Consider the following 21359-nt stretch of genomic DNA (forward strand, 5'->3'; position numbering starts at 1 on the left):
GATATTAGCCAGTACCTGATGCATCACTACAACTGGATCCGACCTCATCAATTTAACGATGGATTGGCCCCAGCGAAAACGGAAGAAAAACTCAAAACCGTGTCCGGGATGAGTTGACCACTACAGAGGTTTTTTCCTTGAAATCGCACAGGTCTTCTATGCGACAACTGCCGCACCGAGGCTTGCGCGCCTGGCACACGTAGCGCCCGTGCAGGATAAGCCAGTGATGGGCGTCCAGCAGGTAGGGTTTTGGTACGTACTTCATGAGGTTTTTTTCGACCTCCACCACGTTTTTGCCAGGGGCAATACCGGTTCGGTTGCTGACCCTGAAAATATGGGTGTCTACAGCCATTGTCAGTTGCCGGAAAGCTGTATTGAGCACAACGTTTGCCGTTTTACGACCTACCCCGGGCAGTGCTTCAAGCTCTTCTCGGGTCTGTGGGACCTGGCTGCCATGGCGCTCAATCAATAAACGGCAGGTTTCGATCACGTTCTTGGCCTTGCTGTTATACAGGCCAATGGTCTTGATGTAGTGCGACAGTCCTTCCACTCCCAGAGCGTAGATGGCTTCTGGTGTGTTGGCGACCGGAAACAGTTTGGCCATTGCCTTGTTAACGCTGACGTCAGTGGCCTGTGCAGACAGGATCACGGCGATAAGCAGTTCAAAAGGCGATGAATAGGCCAGTTCGGTTTTAGGTTCAGGGTTGTCTTCGTGAAACCGGCGAAATATTTCAAGGCGCTTTACGGCGTTCATGGTTAAAAACTTTCCTGAAGAGCAGTCCGATAAACGGTGGGGCGCTTATATGGTTTTTTCAAGTCTTGCCCGGATCCAGCGCATTGAGTGCGGATTCTGCCTGAGTGACAGCGTCAGCCAAAAGTGTCAGCTCGGTGCCGGACACCTCTTGGCCCATGGCTTTTTTAAGTTCGGCGCGGCGCATGGCCAGCTGGATTTTTGCCCGTTTGAGTTCGGCAGTATTGGCTATCGGTGCGGGTGTGGCGGCCAGGGGCATTGACTCCAGTTGAGCCAGTGCCTGCTGCGCGGATTCAAACTGCTGTTGCAGAATAACCAGCTGAGATTGCTGCTGTGCGGTTGGCGGATGCCCGAAGGCCTTCAACGATTTGTTCAATTGCGCGCGGGCCATGGCCAGAGTGACCTTGGCTTTTTTAAGTGCGGCGTCATTGAGGCTGCCTGATGCTGCCCCGGGGAAATCCGTTTGCGTGCCGCTGAGGGTTGCTGCAGGCGGGCGCTGGGCACGGGCAAGGCGTTCAGCTTGCCTGTGCAGCTCTTCGTGGCGCAGGCGTTCGTCGCGCGACTCGAAGCGCTTGCGGGCATGCTCGCGTTTCTGGTTACGGGCGTTGAACTGCTCTTCATTCTGAGCGAGGCCGCCGACAATCGGGATGACATTGGCAGGCAGCGGGTGCATTTCGATGCAGTCCACCGGGCATGGCGCAACGCAGAGATCGCAACCGGTGCATTCATCGATAATCACGCTGTGCATCAGTTTGGCGGCGCCAAGAATGGCATCGATCGGGCAGGCCTGAATGCATTTGGTGCAGCCGATGCATTCGGCTTCGCGAATATAGGCCACTTGCGGTGGGGCCTGGCCGCGATCGGTATCCAGTTGCAGTACGGGAACCCTGAGCAAGCTGGCCAGTGCAGCAATGGTTTCGGCACCGCCAGGCGGGCACTTGTTGATTGCCTCGCCTTGAGCAATACCTTGCGCATAAGGTTTGCAGCCAGGATGGCCGCATTTCCCGCATTGAGTTTGCGGCAGTAAAGCATCAATACGTTGAATCAGGCTCATGGTGTGATCAGTCCAGCTACAGCGGGTCGCATCTGGGCGACGCTCAACATGCGCAGAGATAAATAGGGGCGTGACGGTCAAGCGTGGGTGCAAGATCGTTCAGCTCGGTAAAGACGGCTGATTATCCGGCATGACGGGAGGGGCGGCTACTGATGAACAGCGTCTGGTGGCCTGCAGGCCACCAGACGGTGCAAAGGGGCAGTGTTACTTGATGCGCTGACCTGGCTTGGCGCCGCTGTCCGGGCTGAGCAGGTAAATTTCTTCACCGCCAGGGCCGGCAGCCATCACCATGCCTTCAGATATGCCAAAGCGCATTTTGCGTGGCTTCAGGTTGGCGATCATCATGGTCAGACGACCTTCAAGCTCGGCCGGGTTCGGGTAGGCGCTCTTGATTCCCGAAAACACGTTGCGTTGCTCGTCGCCAATATCCAGGGTCAGGCGCAGCAGCTTGTCGGCACCTTCAACCGCTTCGGCCTTGAGAATCAGCGCGACGCGCAAGTCCACGGCAGCGAAGGTATCGAACTCGATTTCTGCGGCCAGCGGCTCCTTGACCAGTTCGCCGTTGCCCTGTGGTGCAGCGCTGCCGGTGTCGGTCTGGCTGGCGACCAGGTCTTCTTTCGAAGCATCGGTCATGGCCTGGACCTTGACCGGGTCGATACGGGTCAGCAATGGCTTGAATGCGTTCAATTGGTGGTTGGCCAGCAACACCTGGTGATCGTTCCAGGTCAGGGGGTCGACATTCAGGAATGCCTCTGCATCGGCAGCCAGTACTGGCAGGACCGGCTTGAGGAAGATGATCAGCTGGCGGAAGAGGTTGATGCCCAGTGCGCAGACCGCCTGAACTTCAGCTTGCTTGCCTTCAACTTTGGCCATTGCCCAAGGAGCCTTGTCAGCGATCCAGGCGTTGGCACGGTCGGCCAACGCCATGATTTCACGCATGGCACGGGCGAAGTCACGGGCTTCATAGGCCTCGGCAATGCTTGGTGCGGCGGCCAGGAACGCTTCGGTCAGTTCGGGAGCAGCATTGCCCTCGACCATCACACCGGCGTTACCCTTGTGAATAAAGCCTGCACAACGACTGGCGATATTGACCACTTTGCCGACAAGGTCCGAGTTGACCTTCTGTACGAAGTCTTCCAGGTTCAGGTCCAGGTCATCAACCCCGCGACCCAGCTTGGAGGCGTAGTAGTAGCGCAGGTATTCCGGTGCCAGGTGGTCCAGGTAGGTGCGGGCCTTGATAAAGGTGCCGCGGGATTTGGACATCTTCTGGCCGTTGACGGTCAGGTAACCGTGAACGTTGATGGCAGTAGGCTTGCGATAGCCTGCGCCTTCGAGCATGGCTGGCCAGAACAGGGCGTGGAAGTTAACGATGTCCTTGCCGATAAAATGGTACAGCTCGGCGGTGGAGTCCTTGGCCCAGTACGCGTCGAAGTCCAGATCTGGACGGCGGGCGCAGAGGTTCTTGAAACTGGCCATGTAGCCGATTGGTGCGTCCAGCCATACATAGAAGTACTTGCCTGGCGCGTCCGGGATCTCGAAGCCGAAGTACGGCGCATCGCGGGAGATATCCCACTGTTGCAGGCCGGTATCCAGCCATTCGGCGATCTTGTTGGCTACAGCATCCTGCAGGGCGCCGCTGCGGGTCCAGCTTTTGAGCATGGCATCGAAGTCGGGCAGCTTGAAGAAGAAGTGCTCGGAATCCTTGAGCACCGGAGTGGCGCCGGAGATGGCGGACTTGGGATTCTTCAGATCGGTTGGCGCGTAGGTGGCGCCGCATTTTTCGCAGTTGTCGCCGTACTGATCGTCAGTGCCGCATTTAGGGCAGGTGCCCTTGATGAAGCGGTCGGCCAGGAACATTTTCTTTTCCGGGTCGAAGTACTGGGTGATCGAGCGGGTAGCGATATGCCCGGCTTCGCGCAGCTTGATGTAGATCGCACTCGACAGCTCACGGTTTTCTTCGGCGTGGGTCGAGTGGAAGTTGTCGAAATCGACGAGGAACTCGGCAAAGTCGGCGCTGTGTTCAGCCTGGACGTTGGCGATCAGTTGCTCGGGGGTGATGCCTTCTTTCTCGGCGCGCAACATGATGGCCGAGCCGTGGGCATCGTCTGCGCAGACATAAGTGCACTGATTGCCGCGAAGTTTCTGGAAGCGCACCCACATATCAGTCTGGATGTACTCAAGCATATGGCCAAGGTGAATTGAACCATTGGCATAGGGCAGGGCGCTGGTGACTAAGATATTGCGTGGCTCGGACATGGGGCTCGGCTACTTGATGAGACGGTGGTCGGCCACTATAAAGCGCCGGGCAATATATTTCACCCCGTGCTGGCGTATCTGATCGTTTGTGCTGTTTTTGTGCGGTTCAAAAGCCTGCTGCCGGTGGTTTATTACAGGTACGATAGCGGCCTGTTTTACTCAGTCTTTACGGGAGTTGCCCATGAGCGCAGTTAATCGCGCAGCGGTGGAGGCCGTCCTTCGCCAATACACCGACCCTTATCTGAATCAGGATCCGGTCAGTGCCGGATGCATCCGCAACATAGAGGTTCAGGGTGAGCGCGTCAGTGTTCAGCTTGAACTGGGTTATGCCGCCGGTCTGTTCAAGGGTGGCTGGGCGCAGATCCTGCAAACCGCCATCGAAAACATGGATGGCGTGACCTCGGCCAAGGTCGAGATCAACTGCGTGATTGCGGCGCACAAGGCGCAGGCGCAAATCCCGGGCCTGGCCAATGTGAAGAACATTGTGGCCGTGGCTTCCGGCAAGGGCGGTGTCGGCAAGTCCACCACCGCAGCCAACCTGGCACTGGCGCTGGCCCGTGAAGGTGCGCGGGTGGGGATTCTGGACGCGGATATTTATGGTCCGAGCCAGGGCGTGATGTTTGGCATCGCTGAAGGTACGCGGCCGAAGATTCGTGATCAGAAGTGGTTCGTGCCCATCGAAGCCCATGGCGTTGAAGTCATGTCGATGGCCTTTTTGACTGACGACAACACGCCGATGGTGTGGCGCGGTCCGATGGTGTCGGGTGCGTTGCTGCAGCTGGTGACACAAACGGCCTGGAATGACCTTGATTACCTGGTCATTGATATGCCACCGGGTACCGGCGATATCCAGCTGACCCTGGCACAGAAAGTCCCGGTGACCGGGTCGGTGATTGTGACCACGCCGCAGGATCTGGCTTTGCTGGATGCACGCAAGGGTGTCGAGATGTTCCGCAAGGTCAACATTCCGGTGCTGGGTGTCGTGGAGAACATGGCGGTACACATTTGCTCGAACTGTGGTCACGCAGAGCATCTGTTCGGTGAGGGTGGGGGGGAGAAGCTGGCAACGCAATATGGCGTTGAGGTGCTGGCCTCGCTGCCGCTGTCGATGGAAATCCGCGAGCAGGCCGACAATGGCAAGCCAACAGCGGTGGCTGACCCCAACAGCCCGGTTGCCTTGATCTATCAGGAGCTGGCCCGACAGGTGGGTGCGCGTATTGTCCTGCATGAAGCGGCTTCGCAGGCTATGCCGACCATTACGACCACTGACGACTGAATTGCGATGCAATACCTGTAGTCGCTGACGAGGTACGAGGCTGCGATAAGGCCCCCAGGGCCTTCAGAAATTGGGGCCGCTATGCAGCCCATCGCCGCCTCGTGCCTCTTCAGCGACTACAAAATCGTGCCTGGGTTTATTACGGGCATAAAAAAACCCCGCTTTTAAGGGCGGGGTTTTTTACTGGATCAGTACAAGTTAGATAACTTGAACTTCCTCAGCTTGCATGCCTTTCTGACCGCGAGTAGCGATGAAAGAAACCTGTTGGCCTTCTTTCAGGCTTTTGAAGCCGTCGGATTGGATTGCTTTGAAGTGAACAAACAGGTCGTCACCGGATTGTGGAGTGATGAAGCCGAAGCCTTTTTCATCGTTGAACCACTTAACGGTACCAGTTTGGCGATTAGACATGGTGTAACTCCTTGAACAAAGATAACTGCGACGCAGGAAAAGCCCTGGCCGAGACTGAGTGCAAAGAGCAGGAAAAATTCTTGGAGATGGTTGGATCGAAATTCAACATATCGTGTAGAGATTCTCAGTGACACAAGCAACACAGTGGCGCCACCTTAACGCTTTTTTCCGAACGTGCAAAGGGTCTTTGCGAAGGATTATCCAAAAACGTGACTGACGGTTGCCCTCACACCCTGTATTCAGGGGATCTCAAGCTAATTTCGATATTTTTTCCCCAGATTTTTGAACAGGGCCTTGGGGGGCGGTAAGATGCCCAACAGAATTTTCTACCTCGCTATTCAGGACACCCGCCATGAGCATCAAACCAGACAAGTGGATTCGCCGCATGGCGCAAGAGCACGGCATGATCGAACCTTTCGTCGAGCGTCAGGTGCGTGAAGAAGGCGAGAACCGTCTGATCTCCTACGGCGTTTCGAGCTACGGCTATGACGTTCGTTGCGCAAACGAGTTCAAGGTCTTCACCAATATCAACTCGGCGACCGTTGATCCAAAAAATTTCGACGCGGGCAGCTTTGTCGATGTCACCAGCGACGTTTGCATCATCCCGCCCAACTCCTTCGCCCTGGCACGCACCGTTGAGTACTTCCGTATTCCGCGCAATGTGCTGACCATCTGCCTGGGTAAAAGTACCTACGCGCGTTGCGGCATCATCGTTAACGTGACGCCACTTGAGCCCGAGTGGGAAGGTCATGTGACCCTGGAGTTTTCCAACACCACGACATTGCCGGCCAAGATCTACGCCAATGAAGGCGTGGCACAAATGCTGTTCTTCGAATCTGACGAAGAGTGTGAAGTGTCGTACAAGGACCGTGGCGGCAAGTATCAGGGCCAGCGCGGCGTGACCTTGCCTCGCACCTGACGAACAGAGGGAATTCTTGAGCGCAAATGCACTCTATTGAGTGTATTTCCGGTTACGCATCCAGCGAGCCGGATCATCGCTCAGGAGTGCCTTATGAAGATTGATCCGAGTATCCGCGCCCAACTGGCAAACCTCGAGCCCAATCAGGTCGGGCTGCTGGCCTGGTCTCTGCTGGCCTTTCCACAGCTGCATGCAGGTGGCATCCCCGGCCAGCCTGACCCGGACAGCCCGCAACCGATCGAGCCCGAACCGGGCGTGCCAACGCTGCCTGACGAGCCTCCGCCTGCGCCGGTTGCCTGATCCGGTAGTGGCTCAAGGCGATAGCAGATAACCGCTACGATAGGCTTCGCGGCCTGCCACGTGGGCAATCACCATGCCTGCGGTGGCCATTCGCCGCTGAGAGCGGGCATACAGCAAACCTGCGCTGGCGCAGTAAACCGGTGTGAGCTTGTCGCTGATGGGGTCAATGATCTCGGCAATCAACTGGCCAGCGCACAGATACTCCCCCGGCCTGGCATTGAACACCAGCAGCCCGCCTGCCGGTGTTGCCACGGGCTCTACGCCGGCCAAAGGGGTGGCGGGGTAGAGAAGGGGTGGCAAAGGCACGGATTCTCCGTCAATCGCGCCAAAATCGATCAGATAATCAATCAGCGCCTGGCAGTCGTGCCCTGCATGGCTGTGGTTCACATCTGCCAGGCCGCGTAATTCCAGGGTTACGGAAAAGCTGCCCTGGGGAATCGCATAGCAATGACCGAAACGCTGCTGTAGTTGCCACCACAGCAGGGTGAAGCACTCATCGAACGACAACCCGCCGGAGTCCGTTGCCAGCAGGCTGGCTTGAGCGCCGAGGTGGCGCGCCAGCGGTTCGACCTGCGGCCAGGCTTCAGGCGTGGTGTACAGGTGGGGTACGGCCTCATAGTCGCAGTGCAGGTCCAGCACCATATCGGCATCGCAGGCCAGCGTTTGCAGGGTCAGGCGCTGGGAGTGCAACTGCGTTGTCGGCACTTGCGCTGACAGCAGTTCGCGCAAGCGACGGCGGATTAATTGCAGGTTCTGTGCGGGATCATCGCTGAGCTGGCCTTCAAGCTCATCACCAATCTGCGTGCTCAGGTCCAGGAAGTTACGATTGAAGTTCTGCCCGCTTTGCAGCTCGTAACGCCCCAGCGGGATATCCATCAAGACCTGCTCAAGGCCAGCCGGGTTGGCCACTGGTACCACGACTATCTCAAAGAGCAACCGTCCCGCCACCTCAAGCTCTGCAAGGCGCTGCTTGAGGTGCCAGGCGACCAGCATCCCGGGCAATTCATCCGCGTGCAGTGAGGCCTGGATATAGATCTTGCCTCGGGGCTGGGCAGGCCCGTAATGAAAACTGTGAATAAGCCGTTCAGTGCCCGGGACAGGTGCCAGCAAAGGATGAATTTGATGTCGCTGCATGGAGACGTCCTTGTGAGCCAAGTTCAGATGGCCAGACAGTAGCGCTGTGCCAGTCGCCCCAATCGAAGCATATTATGGGCGACATACAAATGAAAAATTGCACCTTTTACTCAGCATATGCCCTCTCCCGGCTTTGTGCATGAGAGGGCAGGCTGTGGCTCTCGGTTACTTGCCCGGAACCAGGGTCAGACGGGTCTTGCCGTAGGTCTTGTCGAAGTTCTGCGGCTGCATCGGGAAGCTGATGTACTGCCCTTTGAGCCACGGATCGATACCGTCGGTGTAGTGCGGGCTGGCCGGGTTACTCGATTGCCCGGTGCTGTTTTGCGCCATCATCGGTTCGACCTGGCCGAAGTCGATGATCATGCGCATGGCCGGTATCTGCGTCACCTCGAAGTTTGCGCCCGCGAGGTGGTAGGCCGCCGTATTGAGGGTCGTATGATCGCCGCCTGCCATAACGGGGGCGCGAACAGTCTGGCCGTTGGCATTGCGCCATACGTACTGATGCAGCTTGCCCCACTGCCATGCTTTGTGATCGTTGCCCATCAGGCTGTCACCGATGCTGATCGCCCCGGCCAGGCTGCGGGCCAGAATGGCCGGTTTGTCTTCTTTTTGCGTGGTGCGGCTATCGTCCCAGAAAGGACTGTCTTCGCGGCCCAGCAAGTGATCGGCTACCGCCGGGTAAGACAGGTTGCTGTTGGCCACAAATGCCTGCCAGCTGGCGCTGTTCTCGGGGCCCAGTTCATCCAGGAAGATCTGCCGGGTGCTTTCCTGCAAAAACAGTTCGTACACTGCCGCATCGGCCGAGTTGGCGCCGAGCTTGCCGTCAAATGCCATCAGCCGGCCAAGAGCTTCTCGGGCTTTGGCCTGTTCTGGCGCGGGCAATGCCGCGATCGCCTGTTTCAGAGGCTGTGCCATGCCGGGGGCGCTGAACATGGTTTTCAGCTTGGCTGCGAACAGCGTGGTCTGGTCGTACTGCATGGCTATCATGCTGCGGGCGTCCTGTTTGCCACTGCCTGCCAGTTGCGCAAGGCGTTCGCTGCGCTCAGGTGACAGCCACGAGTTGGACAGTTGCATGCCGTAGCCATAGGCGGCCGTACGCTGGTTGGCGGTACCCAGCCAGCCCTGGGTCGGGTCCTGGTCGTAGGGGTGCAGCATCGGGTCGGCGTAACCTTCCCAATCGTAGCGGCCATCCCAGCCCGGCGACGGGAACAGGCCAAGCCCTTCACGGCGGTTGGGGTAGAGCCCGGTCACTTGCCAGCCGATATGGTTGGCGTCGGCATACAGCAGGTTCAGCGCCACAGCGCGGATTTCACGGCTGGCATCCGAGGCTTTTTCGCTGTTCTGGGCACGGGACAGGTCAAAAAATGCGTCGAGGGTTTTGTCGCCCTGCAAGTCCGGGGTTTGCAGGGCAAGGCCCAGGCTACTGTTCAGGGCATTGGGGCTGCCCAGGGTGCTGTTGAGCAAAGGCCCGTGGCGGGTTTCGTAAATTACTTCGCGAATCGGACGCTGACCTTTGACGAAAAAGGTTTCGTTGCGCACCGTCGCCGGTAGCCACTTGCCGTTCGCCATGTAGTACAGGCTGCTGCCCTGGCGTTTGAGCTTCTCCAGGAACACATCCTGGTTGTCGCCCATGGCCATGCTCATACCCCATGCCACCTTGCCGTTGAACCCGGCGAACAGGGTCGGCAAGCCCGCAATGGTTGCCCCGGCAGCCTGGTATTTGGGGGCGCGAATCTGCACGTAGTTCCAGGCCGAAGGCACGCCTATGGGTTGATGGATATCGTTGGCCAGCAGGCTCTTGCCACTGCGGCTGCGCTGCGGGCCAATGGCCCAGTCGCTGGATGCCGTGACACCTGGCAGGCTCAGTTGCTTCACCTGTTCAAGGGCCTGGGACACGCCGCTCAAGCCTTGCAACTGGCTGCCCAGGGCCAGGCCCTTGAGCTTGTCGGCTTCGCTGCTGGGCAGGGCTTCGTTGGGATAGGTTGGCATCAGCCAGGGCAGTTTGTCGGTGCCGACTTTTTGCGTAAGGGCCAGGGCGTTGAGTTCTTCTTGCAGGTTGACCGACATGCCGAAGTTCAACAGGCTGAAAATCAGCGCCGAGTCCTCGGGTTTCCAGTACTCGACCTTGTAGCTGGCCTGCGCCAGATCGGCCGGCAATTTGTCGCGGTAGCGGAACAGGTAGGCGTTGACTCCGCGAGCGTAGACTTCGAAAAACTTTTTAAGTCGCGGTGAGGCGCTTTTATAAAGCTCGTCAGCGTTCTTTTTCAGATTGACGGTGCGCATCAACCGGTCGCTTTCCAGTGCATCAACGCCGTTGAGCTCGGCCAAGCGGCCTTGGGCCAGCAAGCGCAAACGCACCATCTGGCTGATTCGGTCACCGGCATGCACATAACCCAGGGTGAACAGGGCGTCATGGAAGCTGCTGCTTTCGATCAGCGGCATGCCCTGGATGTTGCGGCGTACCGACACGTTCTGTGCAAGGCCCTTGAGCGGTTGCACGCCAGAGGCTGGCACCAGGCTTTCAGTGGCATGGTTGTTTATCTGGCAACCGGCCAGGCCCAGCAGGCTGACCATTGCCGCGGCAACGCCGAACCGGGGTAGTAAAGAAGTAAAGGCTGGCGAGGCCATGGCAAAGCTCCTGCGGGGGTGGTGTCATCGAAAGCCGCTACGTTAGTGAGGCCGATGACACCGTGCAAGCGCTATATGCACTACTTCGGCGGGTTGATTTTATCCACCAGTGCGTAGGCACGTTCTGTAGCCGGGCGCGCCTTGACTCGCTGGAACCAGGCCTTCAGGGCCGGGAAATCATCCAGGTTCTGCCCCTGCCATTCATGGGGCACGATCCACGGGTAAATCGCCATGTCGACGATGCTGTATTCGTCACCCGCAACAAACTCGCGGCCTTCCAGCTGTTTGTTCAATACGCGATACAAACGGGCCGTCTCTTCGGTGTAGCGTTTGATCGCATACGGGATTTTTTCCGGTGCGAAGCGGTTGAAGTGATGATTTTGCCCGGCCATTGGCCCCAGGCCACCCATTTGCCAGAACAGCCATTGCAGGGCCATTTGCCGGCCGCGCAGGTCCTTTGGTAAAAATTGCCCGGTTTTTTCCGCGAGGTACAGCAGGATCGCGCCGGACTCGAACAAGGACAGTGGCTCGCCACCGTCGGCCGGTGCCTGATCAACAATGGCCGGGATGCGGTTATTCGGGGCTATCTTCAAAAAGTCCGGAGCAAACTGTTCATTCTTGCCGATATTGATCGGATGAACCTTGTAGGGCAGGCCAGCTTCTTCAAGAAACAATGAGACTTTGTGGCCGTTGGGAGTGGTCCAGTAATAAAGATCGATCATGAAGGGCTCCAGAAGGGAATGTTCACCCAGCACCTGACAACCATCAGAGGCGGTCATCGACTGTGGGCTGTCAGTTTTACCCCCAAAAGCGCGTCGGATGAAAGCAGGTCATGGTTTGTGACGCACTTTTTCATAAAGCAAAAACACAAACGCCGCACAGGACACTGGATCCTGTGCGGCGTTTGCAAAGCGTCCCGAGGGATCAGGCGCCGTGGCACTTCTTGAATTTCTTGCTGCTGCCGCACGGGCAGGGATCGTTGCGGCCAACGTCTTTCAGCTCGTTGCGCACAGGCTCTTGAGGTGCATGGCCGCAATGCGGGCCATGTACATGACCGTGATCGTGGTCATGGGTGTGGCCATGATCATGATCGTGGTTGCAGTCGGGGCCATGAACGTGGGGTTGTTGGGTCATTGCTCAATCACTCTGGAATAAAATCGCCGGGGATTATCTCGCCTTTGCGCGTCAGGTGCACGTCGTAACCGTAGAACAGCCCGGTTTGCAGTGTGCCCTCGAGTCGGTAGGGGATGGGCTGGTCGGGTGTTTCAAGCAAATTGACCAGCGGGCGCACCTGCGGCCAGAGGTTGGTACGCACCGGTATCACGTACATGGCGCTGCTGTTGGGTTGCACGCTGAACCAGTGTTCGTTCTCACCTTCGGTCAGCTTGATGGTGCCCAGATACACGGCATAGCTCAGGCCGCGTACGGTCAGTGTCGAGTCATTGGGGTTGTCGACCCGAAAATGCAGCCTGAAGCGCTGCTCCAGCAGCTTGGCCTGCACCAGTTCGACTTTTTCCAGATGCACGTCCGGGTCCTTGTCACCTGAGTCGAACCAGGAGGTGCATCCCGATACCATCAGCAGCATGGCCAGGGCGATTGTTTTTATTGTTCGGGCCCGCACGTCCATTGTTTAACCCTCAGAGTCCAGCCTATTGACCGAAAAAACCGGCACAGCATTTTTTGAACTTCAGCCCGCTGGCGCATGGGCAAGCGTCGTTGCGCCCGACCTTGAGCGGTACGGTGGGGTCGATGAAGTACCAGCGCCCGGCGCTTTGCACAAAGGATGAGCGCTCGCGGTGGCTGTGCTCACCATTGGCGTCGTGCCAGCGTGCAGTAAAGGTCACAAAGGCGTGTTCCGGTTGGCCGCCGAACACTTCGCTGCTTTCAACGGTCAAGCCCAGCCAGGTGCTCTGCGCGCTCCAGTCGGCAATGGACTGGCGATCCAGCCCGGCTTGCTGCACAGGCAGGGTGGTGCTGACCAGGTAGTCGACAAGCCCCAATACATAGGCGCTGTAGCGTGAGCGCATCAGGGTTTCGGCGCTCGGGGCCGGGTGGCCGTCATGATAGTGCCCGCAGCAGGCTTCCAGCAGGTTGCCGCTGCCGCAGGGGCAAATGGATGTGCTCATCGGGTTACCACCAATACTTGCCAAAGTTTTCCGGGTTTGCCCAAAACCTGGCGTTTAGCCAGTCGGGTACTTGTTTGTATTCGCGCAAGTCGTAAGTAAAGAGCGTCAGGACTTGCTCGTCACGCTGAAACCTCTCATTGCTTTGTAAAGCAAGGGCGTAAAAGTCGGTTTCTTTCCAATTGCAGGCTGTGAGATCCGCCAGCACGGCAATGCGACTGGCATTGAGGTTGCGAATGCCGCCCAGCAATTGCAGCCCGCTGTTTTTGGGCAGGTGCTCCAGGCAGTCGATCACCAGTGCCAGGTCAAAGCGTTGCGCTGCCAGGTCTTCGGGCAACGGGCCAGGCGCTGCTCGGGCCACCTGTGCGCCGGGGTGCGCAGCCTCGAAGGCGGCCAGTGCCGGGAAACTGCTGGCCCCGACCACGAGCAGGCGTTGTGGCGCATAACGATCCAGCAAGGCCGCCAGCGCTTGCTGGGGTGTACGTGTAGAAATACCGGGCGTCATCGAAGGTCCTCACTTAGAGCGTCCAAGACTAGCCTGCGCAAGCCGCGCGGCCTAGTGGGCTGTTGCTGCTACTGTCACTTTGCTGGCGCATACCCTGAGCGCAGTCTTTACTTTGCCTTGCATCGGCCAAACGCCGACCCTCAGGAGAGACCCTTTTATGAGCATCATAAGAACAGCAGTACCTCTGGTTGTTCTCACCGGCGTATTAACGGGCTGTGCCGGGTTGCAAAAAACTGACTGGCCCACCTGTGCTGCAGTCGGCGGTGTGGGCGGGGCGGCCTTGGGTGCAATAAAAAGCTCGGCCTGGGCGGGGGGTGGTGCCGTATTCGGTGCGGGCATGGCCGCGGCTTACTGTTGGGTACACGGTGACGGCGATGCGGATGGCGACGGTGTTCCGGACAGTCGCGACAAGTGCCCTGATACGCCCCAAGGCGTGAAAGTCGATGCTGCGGGCTGCCCGATTGTGGCCGTGGTGGTGGTTGAAGAAGTGGTGGTCGTCAAGCAAGAGGCTATTGTAGTACGTGATGTGAATTTCGAATTCAACTCTGCCCGGTTGACTGCGGCGGACAAGGAAAAGCTCAATATCATAGCCGCGCGCCTGAAAAAAGACGCCGCCAACGCCCAGTTGAAGGTCACAGGGTATACCGACAGTGTGGGCAATGAGGCCTACAACCTGAAACTGTCCAAGGCACGGGCGCAGTCGGTGGTTGAGTACTTGATCGACAGCGGTGTACCGCGCAGTCAGTTTGTTTCCGTGGAGGGAGCCGGTGAGTCGAACCCTGTGGCCAGCAATCAGACCCCTGAGGGCCGCGCCCAAAACAGACGTACCGAGATTCTGATCATTCGTTAACCCTTGGTATCGCCGCGGTTTTGCCCGGGCCAGTCGAAGTTGCGGCGAATCTTTTTATGACGGTCTATGGCGTCCTGCTTGTACAAGCCGTTAATGTGCGCCAAAGAACATGCTAAAGGCGGATGTATGAGGGTGCTTTGGGGGCTGGGTAAAGCATTGACACTGATAGTTTGGGCCTTGGTGCTGAGTAATCTGTACCAGCCCTTGGTCTACCCGTTCGATGTGCTGATCAACCTTGTTGGCAGCCTGTTGGTGCTGACCCATGGGCTTGAGGTGCTCTTGTTCAAAGGTCGCCTGCAAGGCCGCCGCCATCCCTGGCGTGATCGCCTGTTGATTCTTGTGTTTGGAGTTTTTCACGCACATACCCTTCCTGCCTCCCGCGAACGAGATGCCAGCCATGCGTAAGTTATGTTTGTTGGCTGCCTTGTGCAGCCCTTTTGCTCAGGCCGAGGTCGTCTCGGTCGAGGCCAACTCGATGATGCGCCTGCCCGCTAACGTCAGTGTATTGCGCCTGGAAAAGCTTGATGTTGCTGACTACGGGACGTTATTGATTCCAGCGGGGATCACCCAGGTCGATATCGACCAACTGCAGCTGGGTCGTGAAGCACGCATCACTATCGTTCCTGCCGAGCACGGCATCGCGCTGCGGGTGGCGCGTGCCGAACTGGGCGAGGGCAGCCAGATCAATGCCCGTGGCGCCACCGGTACCTTTGAAAAGCCTGCGCGGCCAGCCCGGGACCTGAGCCTGCGGATTGAGTCACTGCAAGCGCCGCAACTGTCCATTGATGCCCGTGGCGGTACGGGAGCGCCGGGTTTTGCCGGGCTTGATGGCGGTAATGGCGAAGAGCCAGGCTGTACTTGGGGCGCGGCGGGCTCCGGAGCCAATGGCGACAATGGAGGTAACGGGCAACCGGGTGCGGCCGGCGGGCAGGTGCGGGTTGAGCTGCCGCGTGACTACCCGGCCGAACAAGTCCGTGTGCGGGTTGACGGCGGTACGGGCGGCAAGCCCGGCGAGGCCGGACGGGCTGGCGCAGGCGGCAAAGCCAAGGGCTGTGTGGTGTATCGCACCGATGGCGGCAAGTCCGGCAAGCCGGGCCTGGCCGGGCAGCCGGGGGAAGCGGGTACGGCAGGTGTTGTGACTATCCAGCGGTTGTAACCTGTGCACGGCACGCAATATCCGCTGAGGCGCTAAGCGCAGATTGCGCAACACATTCACTCCAAACAGGCCGGCCGGTCGGCCGCCTCGAGGGCGCTGTGCTTTTGATCTGCCTGCCCTCCCGGGAGGGCGAGTGGAGGTTCTGTGGAGTGGGTCGACCGGCATGGATGCCGGGAGAGTCGCGATGGGCCAGGATGGCCCGTGGCGGCGTGCCCACGGAACAGGACCGGAGCGAGTGAACCTGAGCGCAGCGAAGGCCGTGCGATGGGGCGCAAGCGCTTTGGTTACTTTGCCGCTTTTGCAAAGTGACTCGCTGTAAGAGCGAAACCAATATTTCAGTTAGACGCAAATGCCGGATATGTAACCGGTGGATCAGTTGATTTGCGGCACAGCTACGTATAAATAAACGACGTGCCTGTCGCCAATCAGGCGCGTGCTGCTTCAGTGCGTTACCAGCGTGTCCAGCAACTTGTCGACATAACCCTTGGCCAGCTTTGCAGCGATGGGCCGAGACTATTCCCCGATTTTAAGCGGCGCAAGCGAACGGGATTTTCTAGGAAGTTTCACGGAAACGAAAGCGAAACGTCGTACGAAACGCCTGATATTAAAGGCCAAATGCCTTGCTGTCGTCGTCGCAAACACTGCAAACACGAACCCTCTGATACCCCGTAATTAAATGGTTGTACGACTGCTGCGCAGCCGGACGCCGCCTCGTTCCTTCGGCAGCTACACCCATCCGGCTTTTAAAAAGTCGGCCGAGCCGCCGCAATTGCCACCAACACCAGCCCCACAATCAGATTGCACCCCACCAGCCGGCGAATTTTCCCCATTACCGCTGCCCCGTCAGCCCAAGCCTGGGCCTCGACGGCCTTGCGCAACTCAGGCAACTGCAGCGATTGAATGCGGATAAACAACGCCACCATCACGATGTACAAGCCCATCATGATCTGCACATAGCGCGGCGCCGTTTCAAAACCGTTGAAGCGCATTTGCAGAAGACCTACACCGCTTATCGGCAAAATCACCACTGCGATCCACACCCATACAAAAAAACGTTGGAACACTTCTACCCACAGCTTTAACCGTACCGGGCCTTCAAGGGCCGTGACAGCCGCCGGGCGCAGGATCATCCAGGCGAAAAACATGCCGCCCACCCAGATCAGGGCGGCCAGTACATGCAGGCTGTAGGCGAGGGCAAAGGCGGTCATTGGGGTACTCCGTTCGGCGCGGGATGAATTAGCGGGGTATGATAGCGGTCATTCGAACCACTGAAAATTTATCCAGCGTTTCTTGCGCCCGAAGAACCATGATTAGTACCGAACTCAAAACTCAGATCCAGGGCGCTTACTCGCGTTTTCTCGAATCCAAGAGCCTCAAGCCGCGTTACGGTCAGCGTCTGATGATCGCTGAAGTGGCCAAGGTGCTGGGCGATATCGACACCGACGAAGAAAACCACCGCAGTGGCGACCCGGCTGTGGTCGCCGTAGAAGCGGGCACCGGTACCGGCAAAACCGTGGCTTACTGCCTGGCTGCCATTCCTGTGGCCAAGGCCGCGGGCAAGCGCCTGGTGGTTGCCACGGCAACGGTCGCCCTGCAGGAGCAGATCGTCTACAAGGACCTCCCGGACCTGATGCGCAACAGCGGGCTGAACTTCAGCTTTGCCCTGGCCAAGGGTCGTGGCCGCTATATGTGCCTGTCCAAGCTCGACATGCTGCTGCAAGAGGGCCACGCGCAAACCGCGACGGCGCAGCTGTTCGAGGAAGAAGGCTTCAAGATCGAAGTCGATGAGGCCAGCCAGAAGCTGTTCACCAGCATGATCGAAAAGCTGGCCGGCAATAAGTGGGACGGCGACCGCGACAGCTGGCCCCAGGCCCTTGAAGACCAGGACTGGGCGCGCCTGACCACCGATCACAGCCAGTGCACCAATCGTCATTGCCCCAACTTCGGCCAGTGCGCTTTCTATAAGGCCCGGGAAGGCATGAGCAAGGTGGACGTGATCGTCACCAACCACGACATGGTGCTCGCCGACCTCGCGTTGGGGGGTGGCGCGGTATTGCCTGATCCCCGTGACACGGTCTATGTGTTTGACGAAGGCCATCACCTGCCGGACAAGGCCATTGGCCATTTTGCCCACTACACCCGTTTGCGCTCCACCGCCGACTGGCTGGAGCAAACCGCCAAGAACCTTACCAAACTGTTGGCCCAACACCCGTTGCCCGGCGACCTGGGGCGTTTGCTGGAGCAAGTGCCGGAGCTGGCCAAAGAAATCAAGGCCCAGCAACAGTTCATGTTCACTGCCTGCGAGCAGATCGCCGACTTTAAAGTCGGCGAAGAGCCCGAGGGTCGCGAGCGTCCGCGCCATCGCTTTATTGGCGGCCTGATTCCCGATCACATGCGTGAAATGGGCATCGAGTTGAAAAAAGGATTCTCGCGTCTGACCGACCTGTTCACTCGTCTGACCGAGATTCTCAAGGACGGTATGGATGGCGAGGTCAATATCGGCATCACCAGCAACCAGGCCGAGGAATGGTACCCGCTGTTTGGCAGCCTGCTGTCCCGGGCCCAGGGCAACTGGGAGCTGTGGACCGCCTTTACTGTCGAAGACCCTGAAGACAACCCGCCCATGGCGCGCTGGCTGACCCTGGCGGAAAGCGGTTCGCTGTTTGATATCGAGGTCAACGCCAGCCCCATCCTGGCCGCCGAGATGCTGCGTCGCAACCTGTGGAACGTGGCCTATGGGGTACTCGTGACCTCCGCCACCCTGACAGCACTGGGCACCTTCGACCGTTTCCGCATGCGTGCCGGCCTGCCCAAAACAGCCGTGACGGCGGTGGTGCCCAGCCCTTTCCATCATGCTGATGCCGGTGTGTTGCGAGTGCCTGACCTCAAAGCCGACCCCCGTGACGCTACGGCTCATACGGCGGCGATCATTCGTGACTTGCCCGCGCTGGTCGAAGGCTCGCGGGGCACGCTGGTGCTGTTTTCATCACGCAAGCAGATGCAGGACGTATTCGACGGCCTGGAGCGCGACTGGCGCAAGCAAGTGTTTATCCAGGGTAACCTGTCCAAACAGGAAACCCTCAACAAGCACAAGGCGCGGGTCGATGGCGGGGACTCCAGTGTGTTGTTTGGCCTGGCCAGTTTTGCCGAAGGCGTGGATTTGCCTGGTGCCTACTGCGAGCACGTGGTGATCGCCAAAATACCGTTTTCGGTTCCCGATGATCCGGTCGAAGCGGCCCTGGCCGAGTGGATCGAGGCCCGGGGTGGCAACCCCTTCATGGAGATATCCGTGCCTGATGCCTCGCTCAAGCTGGTTCAGGCTTGCGGGCGTTTGCTGCGTACCGAACAGGATCGCGGCACCATCACCTTGCTGGACCGGCGCCTGGTCACCCAGCGCTATGGCAAGGCGATTCTGAATGCACTGCCGCCGTTCAGGCGCGAAATTTCTTAAGCGCGGGTCGGCGTTATCGTCGACTTTGCTGTCTATGCTTTGACTTTCACCACCTCACAGGCCGATTTTCGGCCGTTTGGGAGAACCAGATCCATATGATTCGCCGTTCGCTGTCTGCTGTTTTTGCGTTGCTGGTCACGACTCCGCTGTTGGCGGCGCCTGCTGGCCAACAAACCCTGTTCAATTTCGTTCGCCCTGCCGATGTGGTGCAAGTGGCGACTACGGATGCGATCTTGCCGCAATACAATGCGGAGCAAACAGCCGAAGGCGAAGTGCTGCGCCGCGTCACCTTCAACCCGGCCGTCGCGCCCAGCCTGCGTTTGACTCCGCAAACCGGGGTATGGGACTGGTCGCAGTCGGGGATGATGACCCTGCGCATCCAGAACGCCATGAACTGGGCACTTACGCTGGACGTGACCGTGCAAAGCAGCAACGGCAAAACCCTGACCAGCCGTGTCGACCTGCCTGCCGGCCCGGCGCAAACCCTGTTGTTGCCGCTAAAAGCCAATTCTCCACACAGCCAGGGCATGCGCGCCGGCCCACCGATGCCGATGACGCTGGATGGCCAGCGCATTCTGCTGGCCAGTAGCCAGGGTGAAATCGATCTGAGCCAGGTGGTGTCGGTAAGTCTGTCGATTGCGCAACCGAACGTCGCGCAGAGCATTCTGCTGGAGCGCTTCGGCGTGCAGGACGGCACAGGCGTAATCAAGGCCGTGTACGGCGCGATCGTCGACGGCTACGGCCAGTCGACCCGCGCCAAATGGCCGGAGCGTGTTGCCAATGACGAACAGCTCAAGGCCGCCGCCGCAAAAGAACAGCAGCAACTCAAAGGCTGGCTGGCCGGGCGTGCCGATCAGGACAAGTACGGCGGCTGGCTGAAGGGCGCGGGGTTTGAGGCGACCGGGTTTTTCCGCACAGAAAAGCGCAATGGCCGCTGGAACCTGATCACCCCTGAAGGTCACCCGTTTTACTCGCTGGGCCTAAATGCCGTAACGGCCAACGACAGCCAGACCTATGTTGCCGGCCGTGAGTGGATGTTTACCGATTTGCCCCATGATGGCACTCCTCTGGCCAGTTTTTACGGCAAGGCGAACAACAACAGCGGCAACGCCTCGACCCAGGGCAGGGGCTTTGACGCCGGGCGCTGGTACAACTTTTATGCCGCCAACCTGCAGCGTATCTACGGTGAACCTTGCGTAACGGCTAAAACTGAACCGGATAGCGCACCGGTGAGCCCTTGTGCACCTCCAGCCTTCGATGCCAAGCGTTGGCAGGCCCGCACCCTGGATCGCCTGCAAGCCTGGGGCTTCAACACCATCGGCAACTGGAGCGACCCCGAACTGGGCCTCAACGATCGCGTGCCCTACACCCTGCCGCTGTCGGTTGTGGGGGACTACACCAGCATCAGTACCGGCACCGACTGGTGGGGCGGCATGCCCGACCCGTTTGACCCGCGCTTTGCCATGGCCACCGAGCGCGCCGTGGCCATTGCCGCTCGCGATCATCGCGATGATCCCTGGTTGATCGGTTACTTTGCCGACAACGAACTGGCCTGGGCTGGTCCGGGTAATGACCCGAAATCCCGTTATGCATTGGCCCTGGGCACTTTGCGCATGACCACGGATGTACCCGCCAAGCGGGCCTTTCTCAAGCAGCTGCGTGACAAATACCGCAACCAGCAGGGTCTTTCCAAGGCCTGGGGTATTGAAATTCCGGCCTGGGAGCTGATGGAAGATCCCGGTTTTGAAGGGCCTTTGCCCAACACCGAGCACCCGCAAATCGAGGCGGATTATCAGTATTTCCAGAAAGTCTTTGCTGATACCTACTTCAAGACCATTTCCGACTCGCTCAAATGGCATGCTCCAAACCACTTGCTGCTTGGCGGACGGTTTGCCGTCAGTACGCCAGAGGCCGTGGCGTCCTGTGCCAAATACTGCGATGTACTGAGCTTCAACTTCTACACCCTGCAACCGCAAGACGGCTATGACTTCGGCAAACTGCGCGAACTGGACAAGCCGGTAATGATCACCGAGTTCAACTTCGGCTCCCGTGACCGTGGCCCGTTCTGGGGCGGCGTCACTGAAGTGGCCAACGAAGAAGTCCGTGGCCCGGCTTACAGCAAGTTCCTCAAACAGGCGGTGGCAGAACCGTCGATTGTTGGCGTGCACTGGTTCCAGTACCTGGACCAGCCGGTCACAGGCCGGTTGCTCGACGGCGAAAACGGCCACTTTGGCATGATCGGTATCACCGATTTGCCGTTTACCGGTTTTGTCGACAGCGTGCGCAAGGCCAATCTGCAGGCCCTTGGCCAGTTGGGCCAGGAGGCCGCCAAGGCCCAGGCCGAAGCCGAAAAAGCCGTCAAGGCGCCTGTGCATGCAACCGATGATGGTAGCGGCGGGCGCTCTGGCGCGGGGCATGCAGGTGGGCACTCGGGCAAGGGGCACTGATTTTCCCTGCCCGATGGGCGGCGATGTATTTCGTCGCCCAGTAGGGGTTTCTTCCTTTTCAATTCCCACTTTAAAACTAAGGTCTTGCATTCCAACTGAAT

At 58.7% G+C, this 21359-nt stretch carries 20 protein-coding genes; 8 read left to right on the forward strand and 12 right to left on the reverse strand.

Annotated features, from left to right (window positions below; all coding sequences use genetic code 11):
- Nucleotides 1-91 precede the first annotated feature (91 nt).
- The 3 genes from nth to metG form a co-directional block, all read right to left on the reverse strand.
- Nucleotides 92-754, reverse strand: a complete 663-nt coding sequence (nth, locus tag HBN79_RS15470; RefSeq protein ID WP_169916864.1) for an endonuclease III — start codon at nt 752-754, stop codon at nt 92-94.
- 58 nt (nt 755-812) lie between these two features.
- The gene (rsxB, locus tag HBN79_RS15475; protein ID WP_095020403.1) at nt 813-1805 is read right to left on the reverse strand and encodes an electron transport complex subunit RsxB; all 993 of its coding nucleotides are present in this window, start codon (nt 1803-1805) and stop codon (nt 813-815) included.
- Between the two features lie 204 nt (nt 1806-2009).
- Complete coding sequence (metG, locus tag HBN79_RS15480; protein WP_095019461.1) at nt 2010-4061, reverse strand: methionine--tRNA ligase; 2052 nt, start codon at nt 4059-4061, stop codon at nt 2010-2012.
- 181 nt (nt 4062-4242) lie between these two features.
- On the opposite strand from metG, the gene apbC reads away from it, so the two are divergent.
- Complete coding sequence (gene apbC, locus HBN79_RS15485) at nt 4243-5337, forward strand: iron-sulfur cluster carrier protein ApbC (protein ID WP_095002963.1); 1095 nt, start codon at nt 4243-4245, stop codon at nt 5335-5337.
- A gap of 198 nt (nt 5338-5535) precedes the next feature.
- Here the strand turns inward: apbC and HBN79_RS15490 are convergent, their stop codons facing one another.
- Entirely contained in the window at nt 5536-5745 is a 210-nt protein-coding gene (locus tag HBN79_RS15490) for a cold-shock protein (RefSeq protein WP_002554837.1), read from the reverse strand.
- A 352-nt stretch (nt 5746-6097) separates the two neighbouring features.
- On the opposite strand from HBN79_RS15490, the gene dcd reads away from it, so the two are divergent.
- Both dcd and HBN79_RS15500 read left to right on the forward strand, forming a co-directional pair.
- Nucleotides 6098-6664 carry a dCTP deaminase gene (dcd, locus tag HBN79_RS15495; protein ID WP_016779707.1) on the forward strand — a complete coding sequence of 189 codons (567 nt, stop codon included), beginning with the start codon at nt 6098-6100 and terminating at the stop codon, nt 6662-6664.
- A 93-nt stretch (nt 6665-6757) separates the two neighbouring features.
- On the forward strand, nt 6758-6964 hold the full coding sequence (locus tag HBN79_RS15500) for a hypothetical protein (protein ID WP_095002964.1): 207 nt from the start codon (nt 6758-6760) through the stop codon (nt 6962-6964).
- A 12-nt stretch (nt 6965-6976) separates the two neighbouring features.
- Here the strand turns inward: HBN79_RS15500 and HBN79_RS15505 are convergent, their stop codons facing one another.
- The 7 genes from HBN79_RS15505 to HBN79_RS15535 form a co-directional block, all read right to left on the reverse strand.
- The gene (locus tag HBN79_RS15505) at nt 6977-8098 is read right to left on the reverse strand and encodes a succinylglutamate desuccinylase/aspartoacylase family protein (RefSeq protein WP_095002965.1); all 1122 of its coding nucleotides are present in this window, start codon (nt 8096-8098) and stop codon (nt 6977-6979) included.
- 165 nt (nt 8099-8263) lie between these two features.
- Nucleotides 8264-10726, reverse strand: coding sequence for a penicillin acylase family protein (locus HBN79_RS15510; RefSeq protein WP_095019459.1), 2463 nt, complete (start codon nt 10724-10726; stop codon nt 8264-8266).
- Nucleotides 10727-10806: 80 nt separating this feature from the next.
- Nucleotides 10807-11448 (reverse strand): glutathione binding-like protein, encoded by a 642-nt coding sequence (locus tag HBN79_RS15515; RefSeq protein WP_169916865.1) that lies wholly within the window; start codon nt 11446-11448, stop codon nt 10807-10809.
- A 202-nt stretch (nt 11449-11650) separates the two neighbouring features.
- Nucleotides 11651-11860, reverse strand: coding sequence for an SEC-C metal-binding domain-containing protein (locus HBN79_RS15520; protein ID WP_086795965.1), 210 nt, complete (start codon nt 11858-11860; stop codon nt 11651-11653).
- Between the two features lie 7 nt (nt 11861-11867).
- Nucleotides 11868-12353, reverse strand: a complete 486-nt coding sequence (locus HBN79_RS15525) for an LEA type 2 family protein (RefSeq protein WP_095002968.1) — start codon at nt 12351-12353, stop codon at nt 11868-11870.
- Between the two features lie 22 nt (nt 12354-12375).
- Nucleotides 12376-12852 carry a YchJ family protein gene (locus tag HBN79_RS15530; protein WP_095002969.1) on the reverse strand — a complete coding sequence of 159 codons (477 nt, stop codon included), beginning with the start codon at nt 12850-12852 and terminating at the stop codon, nt 12376-12378.
- A 4-nt stretch (nt 12853-12856) separates the two neighbouring features.
- Entirely contained in the window at nt 12857-13354 is a 498-nt protein-coding gene (locus HBN79_RS15535) for a DUF6231 family protein (protein ID WP_095019457.1), read from the reverse strand.
- Nucleotides 13355-13511: 157 nt separating this feature from the next.
- Between HBN79_RS15535 and HBN79_RS15540 the strand changes: the two genes are divergently transcribed.
- The 3 genes from HBN79_RS15540 (at nt 13512) to HBN79_RS15550 (ending at nt 15360) form a co-directional block, all read left to right on the forward strand.
- Nucleotides 13512-14204, forward strand: coding sequence for an OmpA family protein (locus tag HBN79_RS15540; protein WP_095002971.1), 693 nt, complete (start codon nt 13512-13514; stop codon nt 14202-14204).
- A 126-nt stretch (nt 14205-14330) separates the two neighbouring features.
- Complete coding sequence (locus tag HBN79_RS15545; protein WP_169916866.1) at nt 14331-14609, forward strand: DUF1145 domain-containing protein; 279 nt, start codon at nt 14331-14333, stop codon at nt 14607-14609.
- Nucleotides 14602-15360, forward strand: a complete 759-nt coding sequence (locus HBN79_RS15550; RefSeq protein ID WP_169916867.1) for a collagen-like protein — start codon at nt 14602-14604, stop codon at nt 15358-15360. The genes HBN79_RS15545 and HBN79_RS15550 overlap by 8 nt, the downstream gene beginning before the upstream one ends.
- A gap of 743 nt (nt 15361-16103) precedes the next feature.
- Here the strand turns inward: HBN79_RS15550 and HBN79_RS15555 are convergent.
- Nucleotides 16104-16568 carry a CopD family protein gene (locus tag HBN79_RS15555; protein ID WP_095019454.1) on the reverse strand — a complete coding sequence of 155 codons (465 nt, stop codon included), beginning with the start codon at nt 16566-16568 and terminating at the stop codon, nt 16104-16106.
- A gap of 98 nt (nt 16569-16666) precedes the next feature.
- On the opposite strand from HBN79_RS15555, the gene dinG reads away from it, so the two are divergent.
- Nucleotides 16667-18811, forward strand: coding sequence for an ATP-dependent DNA helicase DinG (gene dinG, locus HBN79_RS15560; RefSeq protein ID WP_095002975.1), 2145 nt, complete (start codon nt 16667-16669; stop codon nt 18809-18811).
- 95 nt (nt 18812-18906) lie between these two features.
- Nucleotides 18907-21258, forward strand: coding sequence for a beta-galactosidase (locus HBN79_RS15565; protein WP_169916868.1), 2352 nt, complete (start codon nt 18907-18909; stop codon nt 21256-21258).
- Nucleotides 21259-21359 lie beyond the last annotated feature (101 nt).

The organism is Pseudomonas sp. WS 5051 (assembly GCF_012985715.1).
Lineage (GTDB): Bacteria > Pseudomonadota > Gammaproteobacteria > Pseudomonadales > Pseudomonadaceae > Aquipseudomonas > Aquipseudomonas bubulae.

Bases quoted from the DNA above. Each gene is read 5' to 3' on its own strand.
- rsxB (WP_095020403.1), bottom strand. From the start codon at position 1,805: ATGAGCCTGATTCAACGTATTGATGCTTTACTGCCGCAAACTCAATGC.
- HBN79_RS15530 (WP_095002969.1), bottom strand. From the start codon at position 12,852: ATGAGCACATCCATTTGCCCCTGCGGCAGCGGCAACCTGCTGGAAGCC.
- HBN79_RS15550 (WP_169916867.1), top strand. From the start codon at position 14,602: ATGCGTAAGTTATGTTTGTTGGCTGCCTTGTGCAGCCCTTTTGCTCAG.
- HBN79_RS15505 (WP_095002965.1), bottom strand. From the start codon at position 8,098: ATGCAGCGACATCAAATTCATCCTTTGCTGGCACCTGTCCCGGGCACT.
- dinG (WP_095002975.1), top strand. From the start codon at position 16,667: ATGATTAGTACCGAACTCAAAACTCAGATCCAGGGCGCTTACTCGCGT.
- apbC (WP_095002963.1), top strand. From the start codon at position 4,243: ATGAGCGCAGTTAATCGCGCAGCGGTGGAGGCCGTCCTTCGCCAATAC.
- dcd (WP_016779707.1), top strand. From the start codon at position 6,098: ATGAGCATCAAACCAGACAAGTGGATTCGCCGCATGGCGCAAGAGCAC.
- HBN79_RS15520 (WP_086795965.1), bottom strand. From the start codon at position 11,860: ATGACCCAACAACCCCACGTTCATGGCCCCGACTGCAACCACGATCAT.
- HBN79_RS15490 (WP_002554837.1), bottom strand. From the start codon at position 5,745: ATGTCTAATCGCCAAACTGGTACCGTTAAGTGGTTCAACGATGAAAAA.
- HBN79_RS15510 (WP_095019459.1), bottom strand. From the start codon at position 10,726: ATGGCCTCGCCAGCCTTTACTTCTTTACTACCCCGGTTCGGCGTTGCC.
- HBN79_RS15515 (WP_169916865.1), bottom strand. From the start codon at position 11,448: ATGATCGATCTTTATTACTGGACCACTCCCAACGGCCACAAAGTCTCA.
- metG (WP_095019461.1), bottom strand. From the start codon at position 4,061: ATGTCCGAGCCACGCAATATCTTAGTCACCAGCGCCCTGCCCTATGCC.
- HBN79_RS15540 (WP_095002971.1), top strand. From the start codon at position 13,512: ATGAGCATCATAAGAACAGCAGTACCTCTGGTTGTTCTCACCGGCGTA.
- HBN79_RS15565 (WP_169916868.1), top strand. From the start codon at position 18,907: ATGATTCGCCGTTCGCTGTCTGCTGTTTTTGCGTTGCTGGTCACGACT.
- nth (WP_169916864.1), bottom strand. From the start codon at position 754: ATGAACGCCGTAAAGCGCCTTGAAATATTTCGCCGGTTTCACGAAGAC.
- HBN79_RS15525 (WP_095002968.1), bottom strand. From the start codon at position 12,353: ATGGACGTGCGGGCCCGAACAATAAAAACAATCGCCCTGGCCATGCTG.
- HBN79_RS15500 (WP_095002964.1), top strand. From the start codon at position 6,758: ATGAAGATTGATCCGAGTATCCGCGCCCAACTGGCAAACCTCGAGCCC.
- HBN79_RS15535 (WP_095019457.1), bottom strand. From the start codon at position 13,354: ATGACGCCCGGTATTTCTACACGTACACCCCAGCAAGCGCTGGCGGCC.
- HBN79_RS15555 (WP_095019454.1), bottom strand. From the start codon at position 16,568: ATGACCGCCTTTGCCCTCGCCTACAGCCTGCATGTACTGGCCGCCCTG.
- HBN79_RS15545 (WP_169916866.1), top strand. From the start codon at position 14,331: ATGAGGGTGCTTTGGGGGCTGGGTAAAGCATTGACACTGATAGTTTGG.